The sequence below is a fragment of the Ignavibacteriales bacterium genome (genome assembly GCA_026390775.1).
In the GTDB taxonomy this organism is placed as follows: Bacteria; Bacteroidota; Ignavibacteria; order Ignavibacteriales; family Melioribacteraceae; genus Fen-1258.
Genome location: JAPLFF010000007.1, coordinates 1156971 through 1177442 on the forward strand (window position 1 = coordinate 1156971; position 20472 = coordinate 1177442).

A 20472-nucleotide genomic window follows, 5' to 3' on the forward strand; every position below is an offset into this window, starting at 1 on the left:
GTTTAGAACAAAATTAAACTTTGTGCCCCCACCGGAGGCACACAACATTTATTTTCTTTTTAAAGATTTTTTCTGTTCTTGAGATTGCTTTTCAGCCGCCGCCATCATTCTCGACATGAATCCTTTTTTCTTGTTTGGATTAGCCACAGGAACAAGCTCTACATTATCATGCTTATGATTAATATAATATTGTTGGCCGATCGAAAGAGCATTGAACATGAAGTAGTAAAGATTCAAGCCAGACGGGAAACTCATAAACATTATAGTCATCATAACAGGCATGATATACACCAATGCTTTTTGTGATGGATCTTTAACGCTCATTTTTTGCTGAATAAACATTGTTATTCCCATCATCAAAGCAAGACCGCTGATAACATCAACATTAAAGAAAGGAATTTTAAAAGGTAATTTGTAAATAATATCAGGCGATGAAAGATTTGTAATCCACAGCATAAATGGCTGTTGGCGAATATCGATAGTAACGTTAAATAAACTCCACAAGGCAATTAGAATCGGCATTTGTAAAAGCATTGGCAGGCAACCGCCCATCGGATTAATTCCGTAGGTAGAATAAAGCTTCATCGTTTCTTGCTGAACTTTCTGAGGATTGTCTTTATTTTTTTCTTTTAATTCATTGATCTTCGGTTGAAGCATCTGCATCTTTTTCATAGACTTCATGCTTTGACGCGTAAGAGGATGAAGCGCAAATTTTATAATGATAGAGAAAAGAATTATAACGATACCGAAGTTGGAAATAAATCCATGTAAAAATTTAAAAAGAGGAAGAAGTATAAACTCAGAAATTGGTCTGATGACAAATTTTAATCCGAAGAAACTTCCAAAATCAAAAACAGTTTGAAAATTTTTCCCGTAAGATTTGAGAATACCATAATCAATAGGACCAAGATAAAGCGTAAATGAATCCTTTTGAAGTTTCTGGTTTTTAAACGGCATTTTCAAACTGGCGCTGTAAATTTCTTTTACGCCGTATTGATTTACAAGATGATTGCCTTCAAAAAAAGCACCACCTTCACTGCTTGGATTAGTGGGAGCGAGAATCATTGCAAAATATTTATTGCGGATTGCAACCCAATCAACTTTTCCGTTTATGTCTTTAGTAACTTTTTCACCGGCCTTGGTTGCATCAACAATAACTTGTTCGTCGCCGGAGTATGCACTTGCGTTTGAATGATTAGCCTCATCAACAGAATTTTCTTCGAGATTAACTAATCCGTTAGACCAAACAACATCATATCTATAACTGCTAATAACATCATCCATGTTTTCAAGCTCGACATCAATCTTAGATGCATAGTTATCGCCGTAAAAAACAAAATTCTTTCTTATTGCTTTTCCTTTATCAGTCAAAAATTCATAATTGATAGCGACAGAATCTTTACTGCTGACTTTATAATAATAATTAGTTGCTGTAGAATTAAAATCTATTGAAGAAGTGTTTACAAGTTTTCCTTCTTTTGTAACAAAGATTATATTAAAGTCTCCGCCATCCTTGGCTGTGTTGACTAATTGAACATGCTGGTTGTAAAAATTCGTGTCTTTAACGTCGGCGTGATACCATGTTTTATATTTCTTAATAAAATATCTTCTAATCTTTGCGCCCTTATTAGTAAGTTCTATTTTGGCAAGATCTGTTTCGATCGTTGTTATTTTTTCTGTTAATTTTTTGGCGCCAAAAGGAGAAGGTTCTTCTACGGGTTTTGCTGTTTGTTTTTGTTGAACCGGGGGTTTTACCGCGGCAGTATCTTTCTGCTCAACAGCAGTTGGCTGTCCTTTCTTTTTTTGCTGCGGCTGAGGAGCGGGAGAATTGAAATAAAGCCACACCACAAGAATAAGTCCTATGATTATAAATGCAAATGTTGTTTGCTTGTCCATTTTATTCCTTTATTTATTCTACCGGATCAATCCCGCCTTTGTTAAAAGGATTGCATCTCAAAATTCGCCAGGCTGCTTTTGCCCCGCCTTTAAGTGCGCCGTACTTTGTAACTGCTTGAACCGCATATTCGGAACAAGTAGGATAAAAACGGCAAGAGGGTGGAAACAACGGCGAAATTAATTTTTGATAGAGCTTGATTAAATATATTAGAACATGCCTCATTTTACAGTCTTGCCATGATCTTGTTCGTCAAATCAATTACTTCCGGCATAACCTCTTTCAATAAAATTTTTCTACTGTTTTTTTGATTTATTGTATTAGGCGAGAATACAATAAACACCCTCAAGTTTTTTATTCCTACTTCTGAACAAATCTCTTTTTTGTTTAGACGATACGATTCCCGTAAAAGTCTTTTAATTCGATTTCTCCAGACCGCTATTCCGCTCTTTCTTGAAACAGCAAAAGCTGTTTTAATTCCACTCGTTTCAGATTCTTTTTGAATGAAAAAAACAGCTTTGAATTTTTGAGACGAAGAAAATAAAATTTCTCCGGCGGAATAAACAAGATCGAATTCGTTTTTACTTTTGATTCTTTCCTTTGAAGAAAGACCAAACTGTTTCAATTATCCTTCGTCGCTAACGGTTAATTTTTTTCTACCTTTAGCTCTTCTGCGCGCAAGAACTTTACGACCGTTTTTGGTTGCCATTCTTTCGCGGAAGCCGTGTTTATTTTTTCTTTTTGTTTTACTTGGCTGAAAAGTGCGCTTCATTTTGTTACCTATTCATTTGAAAGTGTGCAAAATTAAAGATTTTGTAAGTAATAACCAAAGTTGTTAACTGTGTTAGAAATTCCCAACATGTAAAATGATTTTTTCGAATGTATCGGGTATTTAAAAGAGGAAGGCGGTTTCCCAGTGACAAGCCCAGCCGAAGTACCTATCACCAAAATAACCGCCGCCGTGAAGAAAGCTTTTTAGAGGGTTCGCTTTCCATAAGAGGGTGCTTATGTTGTTATATATAGAACAAGCAACGTGCCATATTTAATTGTGTTTCCGGTTGAAAAATGAAATGATATTGAAATTACTTTGTATCAATTTGAACGGAAGTTTTAAAAAGAGTCAGATAAATTTACTCTCTAAAACGAAGAACCCTGCCGCAGCAGGGTCCCTCTAGACTAAGATTATTTAACTAATTAAGGTTGTTATTTCATCAAGATCATTTTCTTGGAAACGTTTACATTGTTTCCGCTCAACTTGTAGATGTACATACCGCTTGCAAGTCTGCTTGCATCGAAAGTTACTTTGTGTAATCCGGAGGCTAATTCACTTTCAACTAAGTTAGCTACTTCTTGACCGAGTGTGTTGTAAACTTTCAACGAATACATTCCAGCATTTGGAACCACGAATTCAATATTTGTAGATGGATTAAACGGGTTCGGATAGTTCTGGGAAAGTTTATATTCTGTCGGTGTTGAAAAATTATCACCAACGCCTGTAGCGCTGTTGCTTCCAGAGATCTTATAAACTTGACCTTCTTTTGTTCCAACATAAACATCATCAGAACTTGGGTTAACCATCATGGCGCTTACACCATATCCGCTCATTCCAAGAGATATCCATGTACTGCCGTTATCAGAAGACATATAAACACCGTTTGTTAGAGAGCTGACATAGATCTTGCCGCTCAAATCAACCGACATTGAATAAACAAATGTTACGCTAAGAGAGGCAACTTTTGTAAAACTCAATCCGCCGTCTGTTGATTTGTACAAACCATCGCCATAAGTTCCCGCAAAGATTGTAGTAGATGTTGAAGCGAGAGACCAGATCACACTGTAACCGCATGTTAATTTATTCCAGTTAGTTCCGTCTGTACATTTGAAAATACCGCCGCCCGCAGTTCCGGCAAATATGTTTCCGTTACTTGTTATGGTAAGAGCTTGAATTGCTAAGAATCCGCCGAAACCATTATTGATTTGTGTCCATGTTGTGCCTAAGTCTGTTGATTTGTAAACTCCGAATCCCCATGTACCGGCATACAATGTTCCGTTGTAAGAAACGAGAGCATGAATGTCTTTACCTGAAAGACTTGTTAATATCCAAGCAGAGCCGTTGAATTTATAAACGCCTTTTTCTGTTGCTGCGAATATTACACCACCGCTGATATTAAGTGACCAGATGAAGGACACATTCATTCCAGTGTTGATAACAATCCAATTCTTTCCGCCATCGGTTGATTTGTAAATCTTTCCGCCCCATGTTCCAGCGTAGATATATCCATTGCTGCCGTATGCGAGTGAGTAAACTATTTCACCTTGTCCGAACGAGCAAATATTTGTCCATGTTCCGCCGTTATTACCGTTGCCATTATTGCCGCCAGTAGTATTTGTAATTGTAATAGTTGCGCTTGATGTATTGTTGTTCGGATTAGGATCAGGTGTTGAACAAGCAGAAACAGTTGCAACGTTTGTGATGTTCTTATCGAAAGGAATATGTCCGCCAAACATTGCATAGTTAAACTGACCGCTGCCCGTGAGCGAATAGCAAATCATTTGACCATTTATAACACCGCTGATAAAGTTTACTGTTGCGAATGGTGCAAGAGCAGAACCTTTTATATCAATGCCTGATATTGTTAATGTTGTTGCTTGATAGAAATTATAAAGTACGTTAGTAATTGCTGTTCCGTTAACTGTAAGCCCGCCTGTCCAACTTAAAGATGTTCCGCTGATGTTAACAAGCACTACTGAACCATTAGGAACGTTGATTGTTATATTATTTGCAGAGGATAAACTGGTTCCGCTTACAGAGAAAACATTTAAGAACGGATCGGATCCGGCTAATGTTAATCCACCGTACTGGAATGATGTTGTTCCGTTTACAGTGTAACTGGAAAGCGTTGTTGATAAACTTTGCAAATAAGATTTTGCTGCAGCAAAGTTTATAGGATTATCATGGCGCAATGTTCCGCCTGTAATACTAACTGATAATTGCGGAAGATTTGTTGCATGCCCGTAAACGGCATTTCCATTATAGATAGCGCCGCTAATATATGTTAGATCACGACCAACAATTAATACATCGCCGCTGTTAGCTGGCAATTGATCGCTTATACTATAGTTAGCGAAGTAAGCGTCGCGACCTACGGCAACTTTACCTTGAGTATCTGAAGATGGTTGATTTGCATCTTCGATAACAAATAAGTTATAATCTTTTGCTGTACCAAGATCGAATGCGGAATTGTTAACCTGTCCGCAATCAACTTTTACTTTTATAGTTAATGTAGCGAAAGCTCCGCTTGCAAGTGTTCCAACATTCCAAATTCCTGTAGTTGAATTATATGAACCCTGAGATGCAGTGCTTGATACATAATTCAAACCGTTCGGTAATAAATCTGTTACTTCAATACCGGAAGAAGAATTTGGTCCTAAGTTGGTAACTTTAATAGTGAAATTAACATTATCATCACATTGAGGAGTTGGATTATCAACAGTCTTTTCAATTTTTATATCAGCCTTTTCATCACAGATTACATTAACTGTCCAGCTGCTTTCATCGATCACCGTTGCAGAACCATCAACCGGATGTCCTTCTGCGCGTACCGTGTTTACCAATTGTCCGCAATCTTGATCACCTGTCAAATAAGTCATTGTAAATGTTGTTGACTGATGAGGATCAAGAATGTCTATGTGATTAATTAAATGGTTTCCGGTTTTATTCAACATTGCATCAAATATATCAATACCACCGTGCAATTGAATATCGCCGCAGTTTTCTACTAAGAACGAGTAAGTTATTGTTTCGCCTTTGTTGTATGATTGTTTGTCTGATGACTTTGTAATGCTAACACAAGTTTTATAGTAACCGAAATTGATAGATAAATTATCATTACAATTTAGAGTTGTATTTACTGAAGCACTATTCTTTGTGTACCATTTTACTTGAGCAGTATTGAAGAATACTCCGCCCGAAGTAAAGTTAGAAACAGCTAAACGAACTGTGTAAGTTCCGTTAACCAAATTCGGGAAAGAATAATGACCGTTAGCGTCTGTAGTAGCAGTAGCAAGAACAGAAGAACCTTGAATTAATTCAACGATTGCACCAGCAATACCAGGCTCACCGGAATCTTTAGCTCCATTAACATTAAGATCACGATAAACATAACTGCCTACAGTGTTCTCGCAAACCGTGCAATCAACAGTGACAGTAACGCTTGTTTCAGCAATAACAGTAGCAGAACCGTCAACAGGATGTCCTTCTGCTCTTACCGTATTCTTTAAGTTACCGCAGTCGGAAGCTTTTACTGTGTATTTTGTGCTTGCTATAGGAATTGTAAATGTCTGACCTGGATTTATTAAATTGATATGATACGCAGTTGTTCCCCAGAGTAAATTATCATAAACATCAACGCCGCCACTAAGCTGAATATCACCGCAGTTTTCAACAGTGATTGTATAAGTAATAATATCATCAGGCTTATATGTAGTTTTGTCTGCTGTTTTTGTAATTCCGATACATGTTTTATAATAACCGAAATTGATAGAGAGATTATCATTACAATTTAGAGTTGTGTTTACAGAGGTACTATTTTTAGTATACCATTTTACTTGAGTAGTATTGAAGAATACTCCGCCTGAAGCAAAGTTAGAAGCAGCTAAACGAACAGTGTAAGCACCATTGAGAAAGTTCGGGAAAGAATAATGACCGTTAGCGTCTGTAGTAGCAGTAGCAAGAACAGAAGAACCTTGGACTAATTCAACAACTGCACCGGCAATACCCTGTTCACCGGAATCTTTTGTTCCGTTAGCGTTAATATCACGATAAACATAACTACCTACAGTATTTTTACAAACTAATTCTATGCAAGAAAGGAAACCTTTATCAACTGTTCCATTATCAAAATTTTCATTGATTGCTGTTGCAGCGTCGTTAAACTGTGGAAATGTGAAGCCGCTTAAAGAGCCGCCTCCAAGAGCTTGTTCAGCTAATGATAAGAATGCACTTACAGTCATTCCTGTAAAAGGACCTGTTGCAATTGCGAGGCTACCCAAACTAGTTGAATTAGATCCGATCTTACCCGCTGCATTAAAATAAACATTTAATTTAAGAGCAGTAATTTGTCCCGCCAGAACATTAATGCTGGTTGTAGGATCAATATAATTTTGTGTTAATGCCGTCGGTGTGGTTCCGTCAGGTAAATAATTTTTTACAGCAGTGGCAGAAGTTAATTTTATAGTAAAATTTCCGCCAACGGTTAAACCGCTTGGAAAGACAGTTGAAAAATATAAATCTCTAATCTTACCAGGAGTGCTACTGGAAGGACTTCCCCAACCACCCTGAGTATATGTTGTAAATCCATTAAGATCACATTGACTTGGTTTTGTATACCAATTAACGGTAGCGGTTTCTTCTTTCGTGTCAAATGCAGGAGTAGCTAAAACTAATTTTTGTTTTAGATTTGATCCCGCTTTGTATACATATCTAGTTCCCTGTGGTATTGCAACATTTGCTTTTACTTTAATCGTTGCGGTACCAAGACCACTATATGCTAAAGTAATTGGTCCTAAATGACCGCTTGTATTTGTTGTTCCGGAAGTAGCGCTTAAAGTTCCTATTGTTGATGAAATAGCAATGGCCAATCCTGATACAGGATTTCCGTTTAGATCCAAAGCATAAATATCAAAAGTCGCATTAGTTCCTGTTGCTAGTGATTGATTGGAGGGAAGGATCAACAGTGCTTGTAGAGGAGCGTGATTATTATGATTAGCAGTTGCGTCCGTAACAATAGCATTAGCTCTGTTCTTTATATCATCGGCTCCGGAAATTGAATTGATATCAGTATTATCACTAAAATGCCAGATAGCAAATTGAATAGCAGCAGCTTCTTTATTTAGATCGGAAAGCTTTCCTGCGTAACTGGTTTTAAACGGAAAATAATTATTGAGAATATAGGTTATTTCTGAAGGCGTACTGCCCTCATCCCAATAATCTTCATTTCTTGCTAAGTGGGTGTTGATATCAATGCAGTAAAATTTTGTACTTATAGAATTAAGAGTTCCTAAAAATAATCCGGCGAAGTATGTATCGCGCACATTAGTATATGGATTTACGAAACTTACGCCCGTACCCTCAGCATTACTAGAGCTAACTTGCGCAATGCTGGTATGATCTTGCACCTTGGGTAAAAATTTACTCTGTGCAAATACATTAGTTGACAAACCGTAAATAAGTGATATAAAAACGATCACTCTCAATAACAGTTTAGTATACATTTTCACTTTCTTTCTCCTAAGGTTATTCTTTTAAGTGGTAAGTAAAGGGCAAGACGAATGCCATAGGAAAACCGAGTTTTTTGATTAAAAACAAAATTTTTCTATGTTTCTTTTAATCAGAATTGTTTCAAAATGATATAGTTCGAAGAAAGTGAGCCAAATAAAAAACGTTAAAAACGGGCCATTTTTAGATAAATTAATTTCAAAATTTAATGTGTAAGCGGGGTAAAATAGTTGATTTCAAAGCGAAGGAATTATTAATGGGATTCGTTATAGCACGATTGCTTTACAAATCTTATCCCATTCTCAATTTGAATCTGTAATTGTAAAATAATCAATAAAAATATTCAGCAAACATCCATTCCAAATTGGATAACAAAAAGAAAAGGCAATCTTCAAGTAGTTAGTTTTATTCTAGTGTTATTCCCAAAATTTTGTGAAAAAATTTATTTGGTAATAACTTGAAAAAATATGATCGTTCCTTAAAAATCTACTTTTAACCTGCTCGTTTGGAATCTTAATTTTATTGAGTAAATTGTTAAAAGAAATTCTAATCAAAGTATTAACTTTTTCTATCCCACCAAAAGGGCATGGCCACAAATAAAAAGAATATTGTTGTAATTGAAGATGACGAAGGAATTACTCGTTTAATCAAATTCAAACTTGAAAAAGAAGGTTACGAGGTTAAAAGCTTTTTGAACGGTGAAAAAGTAATTGAGTATCTTGTTCGAAGCAAGCCTGCATTAATAATATCAGACGTGATGATGCCGGTTATTGATGGGCTAACTCTTCTTAAAGAAATTAAAGCCGATTCCAGAATTTCTGATATTCCGGTAATTATGTTATCTACGCATTCACACGAAAGTACTGTGCTTGAGTGTTTAAGAGCAGGAGCGACAGATTATGTTACCAAGCCCTTCTCGACAACAGAACTTTTATTGAGAATTGAAAAAACACTTCTTAAGTAATCAAATCTCTTTTATTATATTTATAACTATCTGTTATTAACAAATTAGATCGGATATTTATTGTCTACCGGTTACAATTTTTATATACTAATAGCCCTGTTCACTCTATTGCTGTTTGCATACTTTTTTATGGCATGTATTTTCTTGCTTAGGTTGGTAAGCTTTCTGAAAACCAGACGGCAGAAAAAATTCATCTCGAAATGGCAAGATCACATTTTTAACTATCTTTATTCAACCGAGAACCCGCTAAATCTTATATCCAGAATTCCAAAATCCAAATACAAATATTTATTTTCATATTTAAGAACATTTTTATTTAATCTAAAAGGAGATGATCTAAACCGACTTAAGCAATTAATTACCGAAACAAGTCTGCGGGAATATTTTTTCAACAAACTTGATAAACTAAGCACAAAGGATAAAGTTGAAGCAAGTTATTTTTTAAGGTATATTAATACCGAAGAGACCATTAATTTACTGGTAAAAAAATTAAACTCACCCAACAAGTTGATATTTAGAACAGCCGTAGAAAGTCTTGCCTATCTTAATGCATACGAAAAAATTAATCTCATCATAGATATTGCTAAAAAAAGAAAGAACTTAACCAGCGACAGTATTTTGTCAATAATTCTAAGGTTCGATAAATCAATATGCCCAATATTGACAGAAAGACTAGACACAGAAAAATCAACACACATTCTTCTTGTAATAATTACGGTTTTGTGGCACTTTAAATATGCCGAAGCCCTTAAGAAAATTTTAAACATTTTATTTTTCAGCGGCGATAAGTATTTGATCATTGAATCGTTAAGATATTTGGGAGAAGTTGAAAATTTAGATTCCGTTAACGCGCTTAGATTTTTCTTGGGACATTCCAAACCGGAGATACGGGTTGCGGCAATAGAAGCTGTGGGAAAAATTGGAGACACATCGCTTGAAGATTACATAATGAGTAAAATGTTAGATCCCGAGATTGAAGTTAAAATTGCTGCAGCGAAAGCAATGTATAAGTGTTCAATCAAAACTGAGTATAAACTTCTGGGATATGCCAAAAATCCGTTGAACCAGATAGAGTCAATCATTGCTCGAAGAATAATTATGGAGAAAAGAATTTTAGAAAATGACTAATGTCATCAGGAACATAGTGCAATATTTTAATTATTTTATTTTACTTTATTTTCTTGCGATAGGAAGTATTTATATTCTTCTAAGCTTTCTGTCGTTTTATAATTTAAAAAGATATTTGAACAACCAAGCGTTTAAAGATCTAAAAGATGTATTCAAATTAAAAAAATATAAATCGATTTCTTTGATCGTGCCCGCATACAACGAAGAAGCCGGAATATATACTTCACTACTTGCACTCTTACAGATTGAATACCCCGAATATAAAATTATTGTTGTTAATGATGGTTCGAAAGATCAAACACTAAATATTCTAAAAGAAAAATTTAATGCCGTTAAAGTTCCCTACCTTCCTTTTGATAATATTCCAACCGAAAAGGTTAACGCGGTTTACATTTGTAAGAACTACAAAAATTTGGTGATAGTTGACAAACAAAATGGCGGTAAAGCCGACGCTATTAATGTTGGAATAAATATCTCCGACAGCGATCTAATAATAGTAGTCGATGCAGATTCAATCATTGAAAGAGACAGTTTGCTGAAAATGAGCTATCCTTTCGTTGAAAACGAAAACGTAATTGCTGTTGGCGGAACTGTTCGGATAGCAAACGGTTGTCAGATTAATAAAGGATATGTAACCAGTGTAAATTTACCAAAATCCTGGCTTGCTAAATTTCAAGTGGTTGAATATATACGTGCGTTTATGTTTGGTCGGAATGGATTTCAAATAATGGACGGCATCTTAATTATCTCCGGCGCATTTAGTTGTTTTAAAAGAAATGAATTGATGAAAGTGAACGGATTTCTTAAAGACTGTATTGGCGAGGATATGGAAATAATAGTAAGAATGCACCGCTTATTACGAAAAGAAAATCCGAAAGCATTGATCTCTTTTATTCCAGATCCGGTTTGCTGGACCGAAGCACCAGAAAACATAAAAATTTTGGGACGACAAAGAAAACGCTGGCAGAAAGGTACTATTGTAAGTCTTATGCTTCATAAACAATTGTTTTTTAATCCTCGTTACAGATTATTAGGGATGATAGTGTTTCCATATTTTGTGTTTTTTGAAATGTTCGGACCCATCATTGAAACTATTGGTTATATTATTTTTTTTATTTCGTTAATCTTCGGAATGGTATCATTGAATTTTGCTCTTGTATTGTTTTCGGCAGCAATTCTTTACGGAGTTGTTCTTTCACTCCTTTCAGTAATTTTAGAAGAGCTAACATTTAGAAAGTACGAACGAGTTTCGCAGCTCATCGAATTATTTATCATTGCTGTATTCGAGAACTTTGGATATAGACAGCTTACTCTTTGGTACCGTTTTATGGGTTCGTTGGAATACCTTTTGGGAGATAGAAAATGGGGGCACATGGAAAAGAAAGGTTTTTCTTCTTAACAGTTCAATTTAGCAAAGGAAGATTTAAATAATGAAAAATAAATTGATAGACTCGCTCAAATATTTCACTTCCTCATCGCTGGCAATTCTGTTTGTTTTTTTTCTGATTCGATTATATGAAATTCTATTTGTCTGGAATAACATAATAAAGCACAGCATTCAGTTCAATCTTTTGTTTATATCATTCCTTTCGGAAATCAACATCTTTTTCGAAATAGCCGCGATATTCGGAGTTGTATTTATAATTCTATATTTAGTACATCAAAAAACATCAAAGATAGTTTTAAATGTTTCCCTTACATTAGTGGTAATCATATATCTACTGCTCGATTTATATTTTACAAAAACTTCAATTCCTCTCGGCTCTGATCTATTCGGTTATTCAATGTTCGAAATAAACCAAACTGTTACTTCCAGCGGCGGATTGAATCCCATCTATTTTGTTTTATTAATTTTATTTATCGGCATTATTTCGGGAATAATATTCTTATTTCATAAGATCCGATTCAATTTTACTGTAATAAAAATTTATTGCATTCTAATTGTCGGCTCATTGATTTTTGGAACTGAACTTAATCCCCAACCGCAAAATTTCTCAAACACATCAGAATATTTTTTAGCAGTAAATAAGCTGGATTTCTTTACAGCTAAAACATATTCGTATTTTTTTGAAAAGGAACTCGAGCTACCGGTTTCCAATTATTATATAGATTCGGGCAAAGGAGAAGAAGTTTTCTTTAAGTACACAGACAGTAATTACCCATTTCTTCATGAAGAAAACACAAAAAATGTATTATCCAATTTTTTTAATATTGGCGAGAAGAAACCGAATTTTGTTTTTATTATTACAGAAAGTTTGGGCAGGGGATATTCCGGCGAGAATGCTTATATGGGCAGTTTCACTCCGTTTTTAGATTCACTTGCAAAACAAAGTCTTTATTGGGAAAATTTTTTGAGCACTGGAGGCAGAACTTTTGCTGCACTTTCTTCCATATTTGGCTCTCTTCCATTTGGAAAAAATGGTTTTTTAGAGATGGCAGAAAACCAACCACCGCATTTTTCTTTGATAAAATATTTAAAGCGTTATGGATATAAAGTACATTTTTATTATGGCGGAAATTCACATTTCGATTTAATGGACATCTTTCTTAAAAAACAAAATGTTGATCTTATTGTTGACGAGAATAATTTTGGTAGCGGTTATAATAAGATGCCCGCTAAAGGAAACGGATTTTCATGGGGATACGGCGACAAAGATTTGTTTAAACGCGGGTTTGTAGGGATTAATTCTGATAAACAAGAAAATCAGCTCAACATTTTTCTTACATTATCTATGCACGATCCATTTTTAGTAGATGATCAAGACCGTTATCGAAAACAGTTTGATGAAATATACTCTAATCTTCATTTAGAGCCGGATGTTATGAAGAGCGTAAAAAGCTATAGAGATATACTTTCAACCGTGCTTTATACCGATGATGCATTCAGATATTTTTTTAATGAATACAAAAATAGAGATGATTTTAAGAACACAATTTTCATTATTACCGGCGACCATAGAATGCCCGAGATTCCGATTGCTACTCAAATCGATAGGTTTCATGTTCCGTTAATAATTTACTCCCCGATGCTAAAACGTTCAGCTAAATTTTCTTCAATCTCTTCGCATTTTGATATATCGCCCACACTTTTAGCATTTCTAGCGGATCAATACAAAACGGAAAAAATTTCTCATTCAACTTTTATCGGATCCGGTCTTGATACAGCAAGACAATTTAGAAATATTCATAGATACCCGTTGATGAGAAATAAAAATGAACTTATTGATTATCTGTACGGAGAATATTTTTATTCCGATAAAACACTATATAAAATATCGAAGGATTTAGGCATTGTTCCTTTAGATGATAAAACAATGGAAAACAAAATTGAAAATGAATTTGCGGATTATAGAAGGCGCAATAATTACATGTTGGAAACAAAAAAATTAATCCCGGATTCGCTGCTAATAAAATTAAACTAACCAACCTATTTCTTCTGCAACGAATCGTAATAATTTATTAAGATCGTACTAACGAGAGGCTGATAATACAGCCAGAAGAAACTTTCTCTTTCGGCAAGATCATTTGAGGGATACATCAACCATCTAAATTTTGCTATTCCCCAAAATTTTGAAAGAATCATTCTAACTGGATTATCGCAAAAATCACCGCAGAAATAATAAAACTTATAATCCTTGTCATAATGTTCTATCACCGCTGGGAAAGGGTTCGGAATATTTAACGATTGCAAAATAGAATCTCCTCTCGCATTGCTGAAAATTTGATAGACGGAAACAACATTGTTTAACCTTTTGGTTAACATAACATCAAACCAGTAAGAATATTTTAGTTTTTTTGGAATCCCAAACCGTTTTTGATTTATTTCAGCGGAAATTATATATGGAACTTCTTCTTTTAAGTCTTTTTTATTTTCTAAAATTTCTATTCGGTCATCGTTGTTTACTAAAACAATTCCTGAACCCTTAAATGGCCAATGATTATTATGCTGATCTTTATAATCTCTTACTACCCAAACAGGAATATCTTTGTTGGCGGTTGTATCGAGAACGTTAAAATATCTTCCCGTCCAACCGCTCCATTTTAATCCGAACATTTCTTCAAATTGAGTTTCAACTCTTCTCGATGTAGGAGGAGCAATCGTATTAAACTCAGTAATAATTAATTTTTTTTGGTCCCGCATCAAATTTAATAACGATAAATCTTTGCCAGACATTCCCCCATAAATTAATTGCGAACGCTCGCCGCGATAATTATTGCCATACCAATCCTTACTGTAAATTCCGTATAGGTCGGTCATATAAATCATGTCAAGTCTATTTGCAAGATTCTTTAGTTGAACCTCATCAAAATTTTCAAAATCGTTTATTAAATATTTTTTGTTTTCTTTAGGAAAGAAGCCGTAGTAATCCTCAGAAACAGAATATAAATCTCTGTTCGGTCTGCAATATTTATTGTTGTTAAGAATCCAGTTTAAAGATTTGTGTTCATCACAGTCTGTTGTAAAACTGGTTTTATCAATTACAGCAATTTTTAATTCCTTTTTCGGTTTGAGATGCCAAGTTACAAACATTATTAAAGGCAGTAATGAAATTAAAATTATCAGAAGAAATATTAGGAGGAGATTTCTTTTTTTCATTCTTTGGAGGAGTTAAAATAAAAATTTTAAGCCGAGACCAGCAGAGATCTTGGTTCTGAATTCGTTTGTGAGATATTCTTCTCGACTGTAATCGCCGGATAAATTTAAAATAAATTTTCCGCTAAGTTTATTTTGATACTCTATCCCAAGTTTATCGGACTTCAGCCAATTTCCCAGAAGATCAACTGAATTTTCCTCCGGAGAAATTCCTGTGCCGACTGATAAAGCCAAGTAATCATCTGCGCCCGATAGATAATATCTAATAATTAGTGAATATGAATAAGATGCTTTTTCAACCTGCGGGGTAATAAATGTTCTTAAGGAGAACCAATAATTTCCCCAATATTTTCCGAGAGCAAAGGTATAGATCCAAGTATCGCTCGAGTATTTTAGTAAACGGAACCCCCCATCAATTTCAAAACTTAGAGGCAAACTTAAATATAGAGATGCACCGTAGCGTTGCTTCGGAAATATTCCGTCTTTGGAATAACCAAAGTTTAAATAAGAATAAAAACCGCTAGCAAAACTCGGATACATATCAATTTCATATTGTATACCGTTACTCTCAAATCTTCGCGCTAGATTTATTCTAAAAATAGTTGTTCCGAAAAAAAGTCTTCTAGAATAACTGAATGAGCCAAGTTGCCACGGCTCAAATGTTTTATCGAAACGCTCATACTGATACGTTAGCCCGATAGCATTTTTTCTGACTTTATCTTTCAGCCGTTCGGCAAAAGCAAAAGCCTCAGTGTTCGATTTATCCAGCTTAAATATTTTTTCAAGAGAGAGAAAAGCCTCATCATATTTTTCCAGATCATCAAGAACTCTAGCTTGCTTTAATAAAAAATCAGTTGAGGTAGGAAATTTTGAAACACCAAGATTGCAAAACCTTAAAGCCACGATGGAATTACCCGACCAATACTCAAGATCAATTGCGGCGCTTATTGCGTCGCTGTTTGAAGAGTCCTTTTTTATAACATTGTTAAAAATTACTCTAGCTGAATCATAGATGTTGTCCCAAGTGTAAAGTCTGCCGAGAAAAATAGAGATATCAGCATAATCAGGACTTTTTGTTAATGCTTGTTTACAAAGTTGTCTGGCAGATTTTCTGTCTTTCTGATTAAAGGCAGCATCTTTTGCTTTAACAAAAAGTTCATCTGAAGTAAGCTGAGATTGTCCCCATAAATTTATGCTTAACAAAAGTATAATTGAGAGAAGAAAATATTTCATTTATTTCTCATAGTTTTTAAAATGCGGAAAGTATGATCGTTATCAATATCTCTCCTTAATATATAGAATAATCTTAAAATTAATAACATTATCCGGAGAAATTCTTAACGAGAAGAAGACTGTAGATTTATAAAATAGTTTTAGATGGATTGTGCTGAAAGTCATTTTATTAACAATGCAACATTTTCTATATGATAAGTATGCGGGAACATATCAACTGGTCTAAGCTTGATTAATTTATATCCACCGTCGCAAAGTAATTTAGTATCTCGTGCTTGAGTTGCGGGATTACAGCTTATATAAACTATTTTTTTAGGCATCAATTCTAAAATATCCTTAACGGTTTTTGGATTCATACCGCTCCTCGGCGGATCGGCAATGATAACATTGGGCTTTGGTAGATTCCTTTCTTTTATTATTGGAAGAAATGATTTGTTCAAGTCCGTTAATATCGGCTCAAAGTTTAAAACATTATTCAACGAAACATTTACAACAGCGTCTGCAATAGCGGACTCAACATTTTCAAATCCGTAAACCTGTTTTACACATTTCGAAATAAAAATTGGAATAGTTCCGGAGCCAGAATACAAATCGTAAACAATTTCGTCCCCATTAAACTCGGCAAACTCTAATGCGATAGTAAAAAGTTTTTCCGCTTGAGCGGTATTTGTTTGAAAGAAAGAGTTAGCGCTGATTCTATATTTCCATTTGCCGATGAAATCAAAAATAAAGCCGCTTCCATAGGAAACAATTTCATAATCACCGTAAGCAACTTGAGATAATTTTTTATTAATATTAAAAACCAATGTTGTTATTTGAGGGAACGAAAGGAGAAGAGATTCTTTGTATAATATGAACAGTCGTTCGTTCTCTTCTGAAACAACAAGATTGATCATAATTTCATTATTTAAAAACGACTGCTTTATTACCAAATTTCTTAAAAAACCGGTATGATTTTGAGCAGAATAGGGTAAAGTTTGGTGTTTTTTGAAAAACTCCCTCACATGATTTAGTATGCTGTTGCTAATCTCTGACTGCAACCAGCATTCATTAATATCCAAAATTTTATCGTATATACCCGGGATATGTAATCCCAATGCGAACGACTGATCATGTATTTCTTGCATTGAAGAGATCTCATCTTCACTGAGCCACCGCTTGTCAGAAAAAGAATATTCCATTTTGTTTCTGTAAAAAAAGATTTTTTCAGAAAGAATAATAGAAAGAAGTTCAAATTCTTTAACTCCGCCGATTCGAGTAAATAAATCCGCAACGTGTTCTTGCTTAAATTTCAGTTGTTCAACATAATTAAGATTTTGTACTTTACATCCGCCACATATTCCAAAGTATTTACACTTTGCAGGTATTCTTAGTTGCGAAGTTTTAATGAACTCTTTTACTTTTGCTTCAGCGTAAGATTTTCTGATCTTTGTTATTTGTGCAGTAACAACATCGCCGGGATATGAGCCATCAACAAATACAACAAATTTTCTCTGCTCTTCATTATCTAAGGAGTGAACTTCTTTGATAATTTTTGCAACGCCCCTTCCCTCAAAAGCATAATCGGTAATTTTCAGCTCAAGAAGGTCTCCTTTTTTCATTCATGTCCCTTCTTAAGCAGCAAAGAAATAAAACCAATAAACTTATCGGCCCCTAACTTTAAATATGCATTTGATTCATGATTGATTTTATTGAGAAGTTTTTTGTAATAACTTTTTTCTCGTTCGGTTAGATTTTCTTTGCTGGTTGAGAGCAAATTTTTGTTTAATAAAAAATATTCATTCAAAGTGTTTGTGAGATCTATGCGACCGGATAAAATAAATTTTTGCTCGGAATAATATTTTTCTAAATTTTCTACAAATAGGGGCAATAAATCAGAAGCATCAAAAATATCTTGAACATATTGTGGGACATCTCTTTTCAGGGTTACAACCTCTCCAACACAGAAGAATCCATCCGGCCGCAATATTCTTTTAATCTCCTTTACTATTTTATTTCTCGTAGTAGAAGAAATTGAAGCTTGTGCATAGACAAGATCAAATGAGGAAGAGTTGAAATCGGTTGCCTCAAAACTCATTAATCTTACGTTAACATTAGACTCACTGCTTAAAATTAGTTTCGAGTTTAACAAGGACTCATAGTCTTCAACGATAACCTCAACATTACAATTAAATTTATTAAAAATAATTTCCGCGGGAATTTCGCTGGTGGATCCGATTACTAATGCAGAGTTAATTTCAGAAGTCAGATTTTTTCGGAGGAAATTTATTTGTTTATCTAAGCCTGGGAGAAGAATTTTTTCTTTGTTCATTTATTTTATCAATATTGTTTCCTTTGTCAGCGCAAAGTTACCAACTTTTAATTGATAAAAATATACACACGACCCCCTTAATTATTCTTTGTGAAATCTATAGAGCATTTTTGTTATTTTGATCATGAAAATATAAGTACACTTGAATTTATATCAGATAAAAAATTTATGAAACGGCAACATCTTCTTCTTATTATAATTCTATTCTGGGGTTGCAAAGAGAAATTTCCGGTTATTGGGGAGTTTGGAAGCACACGATACAATCTTGTTAATCAGAATAATCTAAATGTTGTCTTTCCGGATTTTGTAAAAAATAAAATTGTCGTTATGAACTACATCTTTACTAATTGTCCGGATATCTGTCCTCTCAGTACAAACAACATGCGATTAATACAAGAGCAGTTAAAAAAAGAAAAAATTAATAATGTTCAATTTGTATCGCTCAGCTTTGATCCTAAATTCGATTCACCGGAAGCACTTAGAAAATTTGCCGGCATAAGAAACCTTGATTTGAGTAATTGGGTTTTCCTTACCGGAGAAAAACCGGTTACGGATTCGATCATAAAGAAAGTTGGTGTGTTCGCAGTTCCAAGTGATTCAACCATTTTCAAGAACGGCAGAAAAATTTATTACTATGTTCATACAGACAGAATTCAGTTGATTGATGCCGACGGTAAGATCAGAAAGAATTATAAAGGAAGCACTATTAATGTAAACGAAATAGTTGCCGACATAAAAAGTTTACAATAAGCAGCACTTGGTTAAAAGAATAGAAAATAATGTAAAAAGAAAGTAGAAAGAAAATGAAAATACGATCATTAGCAATAGTCATGTTAATATTCACCCTCAATATGATAATATTTGCACAGCAGCCTAAAATTCAAAATTCAAAACTCAAAATTCAAAACGCATGGGTACGACCGGCAGCAAAAGGTGCAAACTCGGCGCTTTATTTTGTACTTCAGAATAATAGCTCTAAACCCGATACACTGATCGGCGCAGAATCAAAACTAGCAGACATAGTTGAAGTGCACGAGTCATACAAAAGGGATAATGATAGAATTGGAATGCGCCCCGCCGGTAAATTGGCTATAAACCCGAAATCAGAATTTGAGTTTAAGCCGGGCGGATTTCATGTTATGCTTTTGGATTTACAAAAGGACCTTAAACTTGGCGATTCATTCGATGCCGTACTTCTATTAAAGTATGCTGGGAAAATTAAAGTTAAAGCCGAAGTACGCGATATGCCGATGACGAATAAGACTCAACAATAGATCAATAAGCAGAACCAACTTGAATTAACCGGGGGAATTACCCACATCGCTGTTATTTTCACTCTCACCTGTATTACTTTTTAATCTTCCCGCATTTTTTAATGAGTCTTTCAATAAATATTCAATCTGTCCATTGATGCTGCGCAATTCATCTGCCGCCCATTTTTCAAGTGCGGCATAGATGTTCTCATCTATTCTTAATAAAAATTTTTTCTTTTCAGCCATTACTTTCTTCTTTGTTTCTAGTGAGCCGAATGTGCCGCTTGATGTCTTTGTTCAATTGTAATTATATATGCAAGAATTATTATCCAAGGATATTTATCCAGCAAATCTGATTTCGAATAAATCATTACTTCAGCCCGATCTTTCATGGAAATTCTTTTCGGAATAATTTTCGCCAAACAAACTTCCTGTTCGTTGTTGATTTCGCAGAAACTTTTAAATAAGTGAGGAACAATTTTTAATTTTTCACCCAACGGCAAAGAAAGAGTTCCTCTACTTCTAAATCCGTCCCTTGTATAATTTGCAATTGGCATTTCATAACCGGCTTCGCGTATATCTAAAGCACTTCTCCAAAAACTCGGTTTATATATTTCCCATTTTTTGTTTTGAATATCCACTTCCCACTTCATTCCGAAAAATCCTTTTTGCTGCATTGAACCTATAAGTTCTTCGCTTACTCGTATCTCATAATTTCTTTTAAATATAGATGTTTGCGCAATAAAAATACTTTTGCCGACATAATCTGAAATCATTTTCATTTTAAAATCCTAATTAAATACTTTTCGTTCAACACG

The 20472-nt window shown here is 34.5% G+C and carries 17 protein-coding genes; 6 read left to right on the forward strand and 11 right to left on the reverse strand.

Annotated features, from left to right (window positions below):
- Nucleotides 1–48: 48 nt before the first annotated feature.
- From yidC to NTZ27_10335, 5 genes are all read right to left on the reverse strand, one after another.
- Nucleotides 49–1896: a membrane protein insertase YidC gene (yidC, locus tag NTZ27_10315; GenBank protein ID MCX6175135.1), complete on the reverse strand. Its 1848-nt coding sequence runs from the start codon at nucleotides 1894–1896 to the stop codon at nucleotides 49–51.
- Between the two features lie 13 nt (nucleotides 1897–1909).
- The gene (gene yidD / locus NTZ27_10320; protein MCX6175136.1) at nucleotides 1910–2119 is read right to left on the reverse strand and encodes a membrane protein insertion efficiency factor YidD; all 210 of its coding nucleotides are present in this window, start codon (nucleotides 2117–2119) and stop codon (nucleotides 1910–1912) included.
- 1 nt (nucleotide 2120) lies between these two features.
- Nucleotides 2121–2519: a ribonuclease P protein component gene (rnpA, locus tag NTZ27_10325; protein MCX6175137.1), complete on the reverse strand. Its 399-nt coding sequence runs from the start codon at nucleotides 2517–2519 to the stop codon at nucleotides 2121–2123.
- A complete protein-coding gene (gene rpmH / locus NTZ27_10330; protein MCX6175138.1) occupies nucleotides 2520–2666 on the reverse strand; it encodes a 50S ribosomal protein L34 in 147 nt (48 codons plus the stop codon).
- Nucleotides 2667–3097: 431 nt separating this feature from the next.
- Entirely contained in the window at nucleotides 3098–8167 is a 5070-nt protein-coding gene (locus tag NTZ27_10335; GenBank protein MCX6175139.1) for a choice-of-anchor A family protein, read from the reverse strand.
- Nucleotides 8168–8757: 590 nt separating this feature from the next.
- Here NTZ27_10335 and NTZ27_10340 point away from each other — a divergent pair.
- From NTZ27_10340 to NTZ27_10355, 4 genes are all read left to right on the forward strand, one after another.
- Nucleotides 8758–9135, forward strand: a complete 378-nt coding sequence (locus NTZ27_10340; GenBank protein ID MCX6175140.1) for a response regulator — start codon at nucleotides 8758–8760, stop codon at nucleotides 9133–9135.
- Nucleotides 9136–9264: 129 nt separating this feature from the next.
- Nucleotides 9265–10263, forward strand: coding sequence for a HEAT repeat domain-containing protein (locus NTZ27_10345; protein MCX6175141.1), 999 nt, complete (start codon nucleotides 9265–9267; stop codon nucleotides 10261–10263).
- The gene (locus NTZ27_10350; protein MCX6175142.1) at nucleotides 10256–11662 is read left to right on the forward strand and encodes a glycosyltransferase; all 1407 of its coding nucleotides are present in this window, start codon (nucleotides 10256–10258) and stop codon (nucleotides 11660–11662) included. Before NTZ27_10345 ends, NTZ27_10350 begins: the two co-directional genes overlap by 8 nt.
- 31 nt (nucleotides 11663–11693) lie before the next feature.
- Nucleotides 11694–13685 carry a sulfatase-like hydrolase/transferase gene (locus NTZ27_10355; GenBank protein MCX6175143.1) on the forward strand — a complete coding sequence of 664 codons (1992 nt, stop codon included), beginning with the start codon at nucleotides 11694–11696 and terminating at the stop codon, nucleotides 13683–13685.
- A 5-nt stretch (nucleotides 13686–13690) separates the two neighbouring features.
- On the opposite strand, the gene NTZ27_10360 is transcribed toward NTZ27_10355, so the two are convergent.
- The 4 genes from NTZ27_10360 to NTZ27_10375 all read right to left on the reverse strand — a co-directional run bounded on the left by NTZ27_10360 (nucleotide 13691) and on the right by NTZ27_10375 (nucleotide 18401).
- Nucleotides 13691–14860: a hypothetical protein gene (locus NTZ27_10360; protein ID MCX6175144.1), complete on the reverse strand. Its 1170-nt coding sequence runs from the start codon at nucleotides 14858–14860 to the stop codon at nucleotides 13691–13693.
- A 12-nt stretch (nucleotides 14861–14872) separates the two neighbouring features.
- Nucleotides 14873–16090 (reverse strand): YaiO family outer membrane beta-barrel protein, encoded by a 1218-nt coding sequence (locus NTZ27_10365; protein MCX6175145.1) that lies wholly within the window; start codon nucleotides 16088–16090, stop codon nucleotides 14873–14875.
- A gap of 161 nt (nucleotides 16091–16251) precedes the next feature.
- Nucleotides 16252–17691: a 23S rRNA (uracil(1939)-C(5))-methyltransferase RlmD gene (gene rlmD, locus NTZ27_10370; GenBank protein ID MCX6175146.1), complete on the reverse strand. Its 1440-nt coding sequence runs from the start codon at nucleotides 17689–17691 to the stop codon at nucleotides 16252–16254.
- Entirely contained in the window at nucleotides 17688–18401 is a 714-nt protein-coding gene (locus tag NTZ27_10375) for a methyltransferase domain-containing protein (protein MCX6175147.1), read from the reverse strand. Before NTZ27_10375 ends, rlmD begins: the two co-directional genes overlap by 4 nt.
- 168 nt (nucleotides 18402–18569) lie before the next feature.
- Between NTZ27_10375 and NTZ27_10380 the strand changes: the two genes are divergently transcribed.
- Together NTZ27_10380 and NTZ27_10385 are read left to right on the forward strand one after the other, a co-directional pair.
- Complete coding sequence (locus tag NTZ27_10380) at nucleotides 18570–19151, forward strand: SCO family protein (GenBank protein MCX6175148.1); 582 nt, start codon at nucleotides 18570–18572, stop codon at nucleotides 19149–19151.
- Between the two features lie 53 nt (nucleotides 19152–19204).
- A complete protein-coding gene (locus NTZ27_10385; protein ID MCX6175149.1) occupies nucleotides 19205–19675 on the forward strand; it encodes a copper chaperone PCu(A)C in 471 nt (156 codons plus the stop codon).
- A 24-nt stretch (nucleotides 19676–19699) separates the two neighbouring features.
- Here NTZ27_10385 and NTZ27_10390 read toward each other — a convergent pair whose 3' ends face one another.
- Together NTZ27_10390 and NTZ27_10395 are read right to left on the reverse strand one after the other, a co-directional pair.
- The gene (locus NTZ27_10390; GenBank protein MCX6175150.1) at nucleotides 19700–19900 is read right to left on the reverse strand and encodes an Arc family DNA-binding protein; all 201 of its coding nucleotides are present in this window, start codon (nucleotides 19898–19900) and stop codon (nucleotides 19700–19702) included.
- A 17-nt stretch (nucleotides 19901–19917) separates the two neighbouring features.
- Nucleotides 19918–20436, reverse strand: a complete 519-nt coding sequence (locus tag NTZ27_10395) for a hypothetical protein (protein ID MCX6175151.1) — start codon at nucleotides 20434–20436, stop codon at nucleotides 19918–19920.
- Nucleotides 20437–20472: the final 36 nt, after the last annotated feature.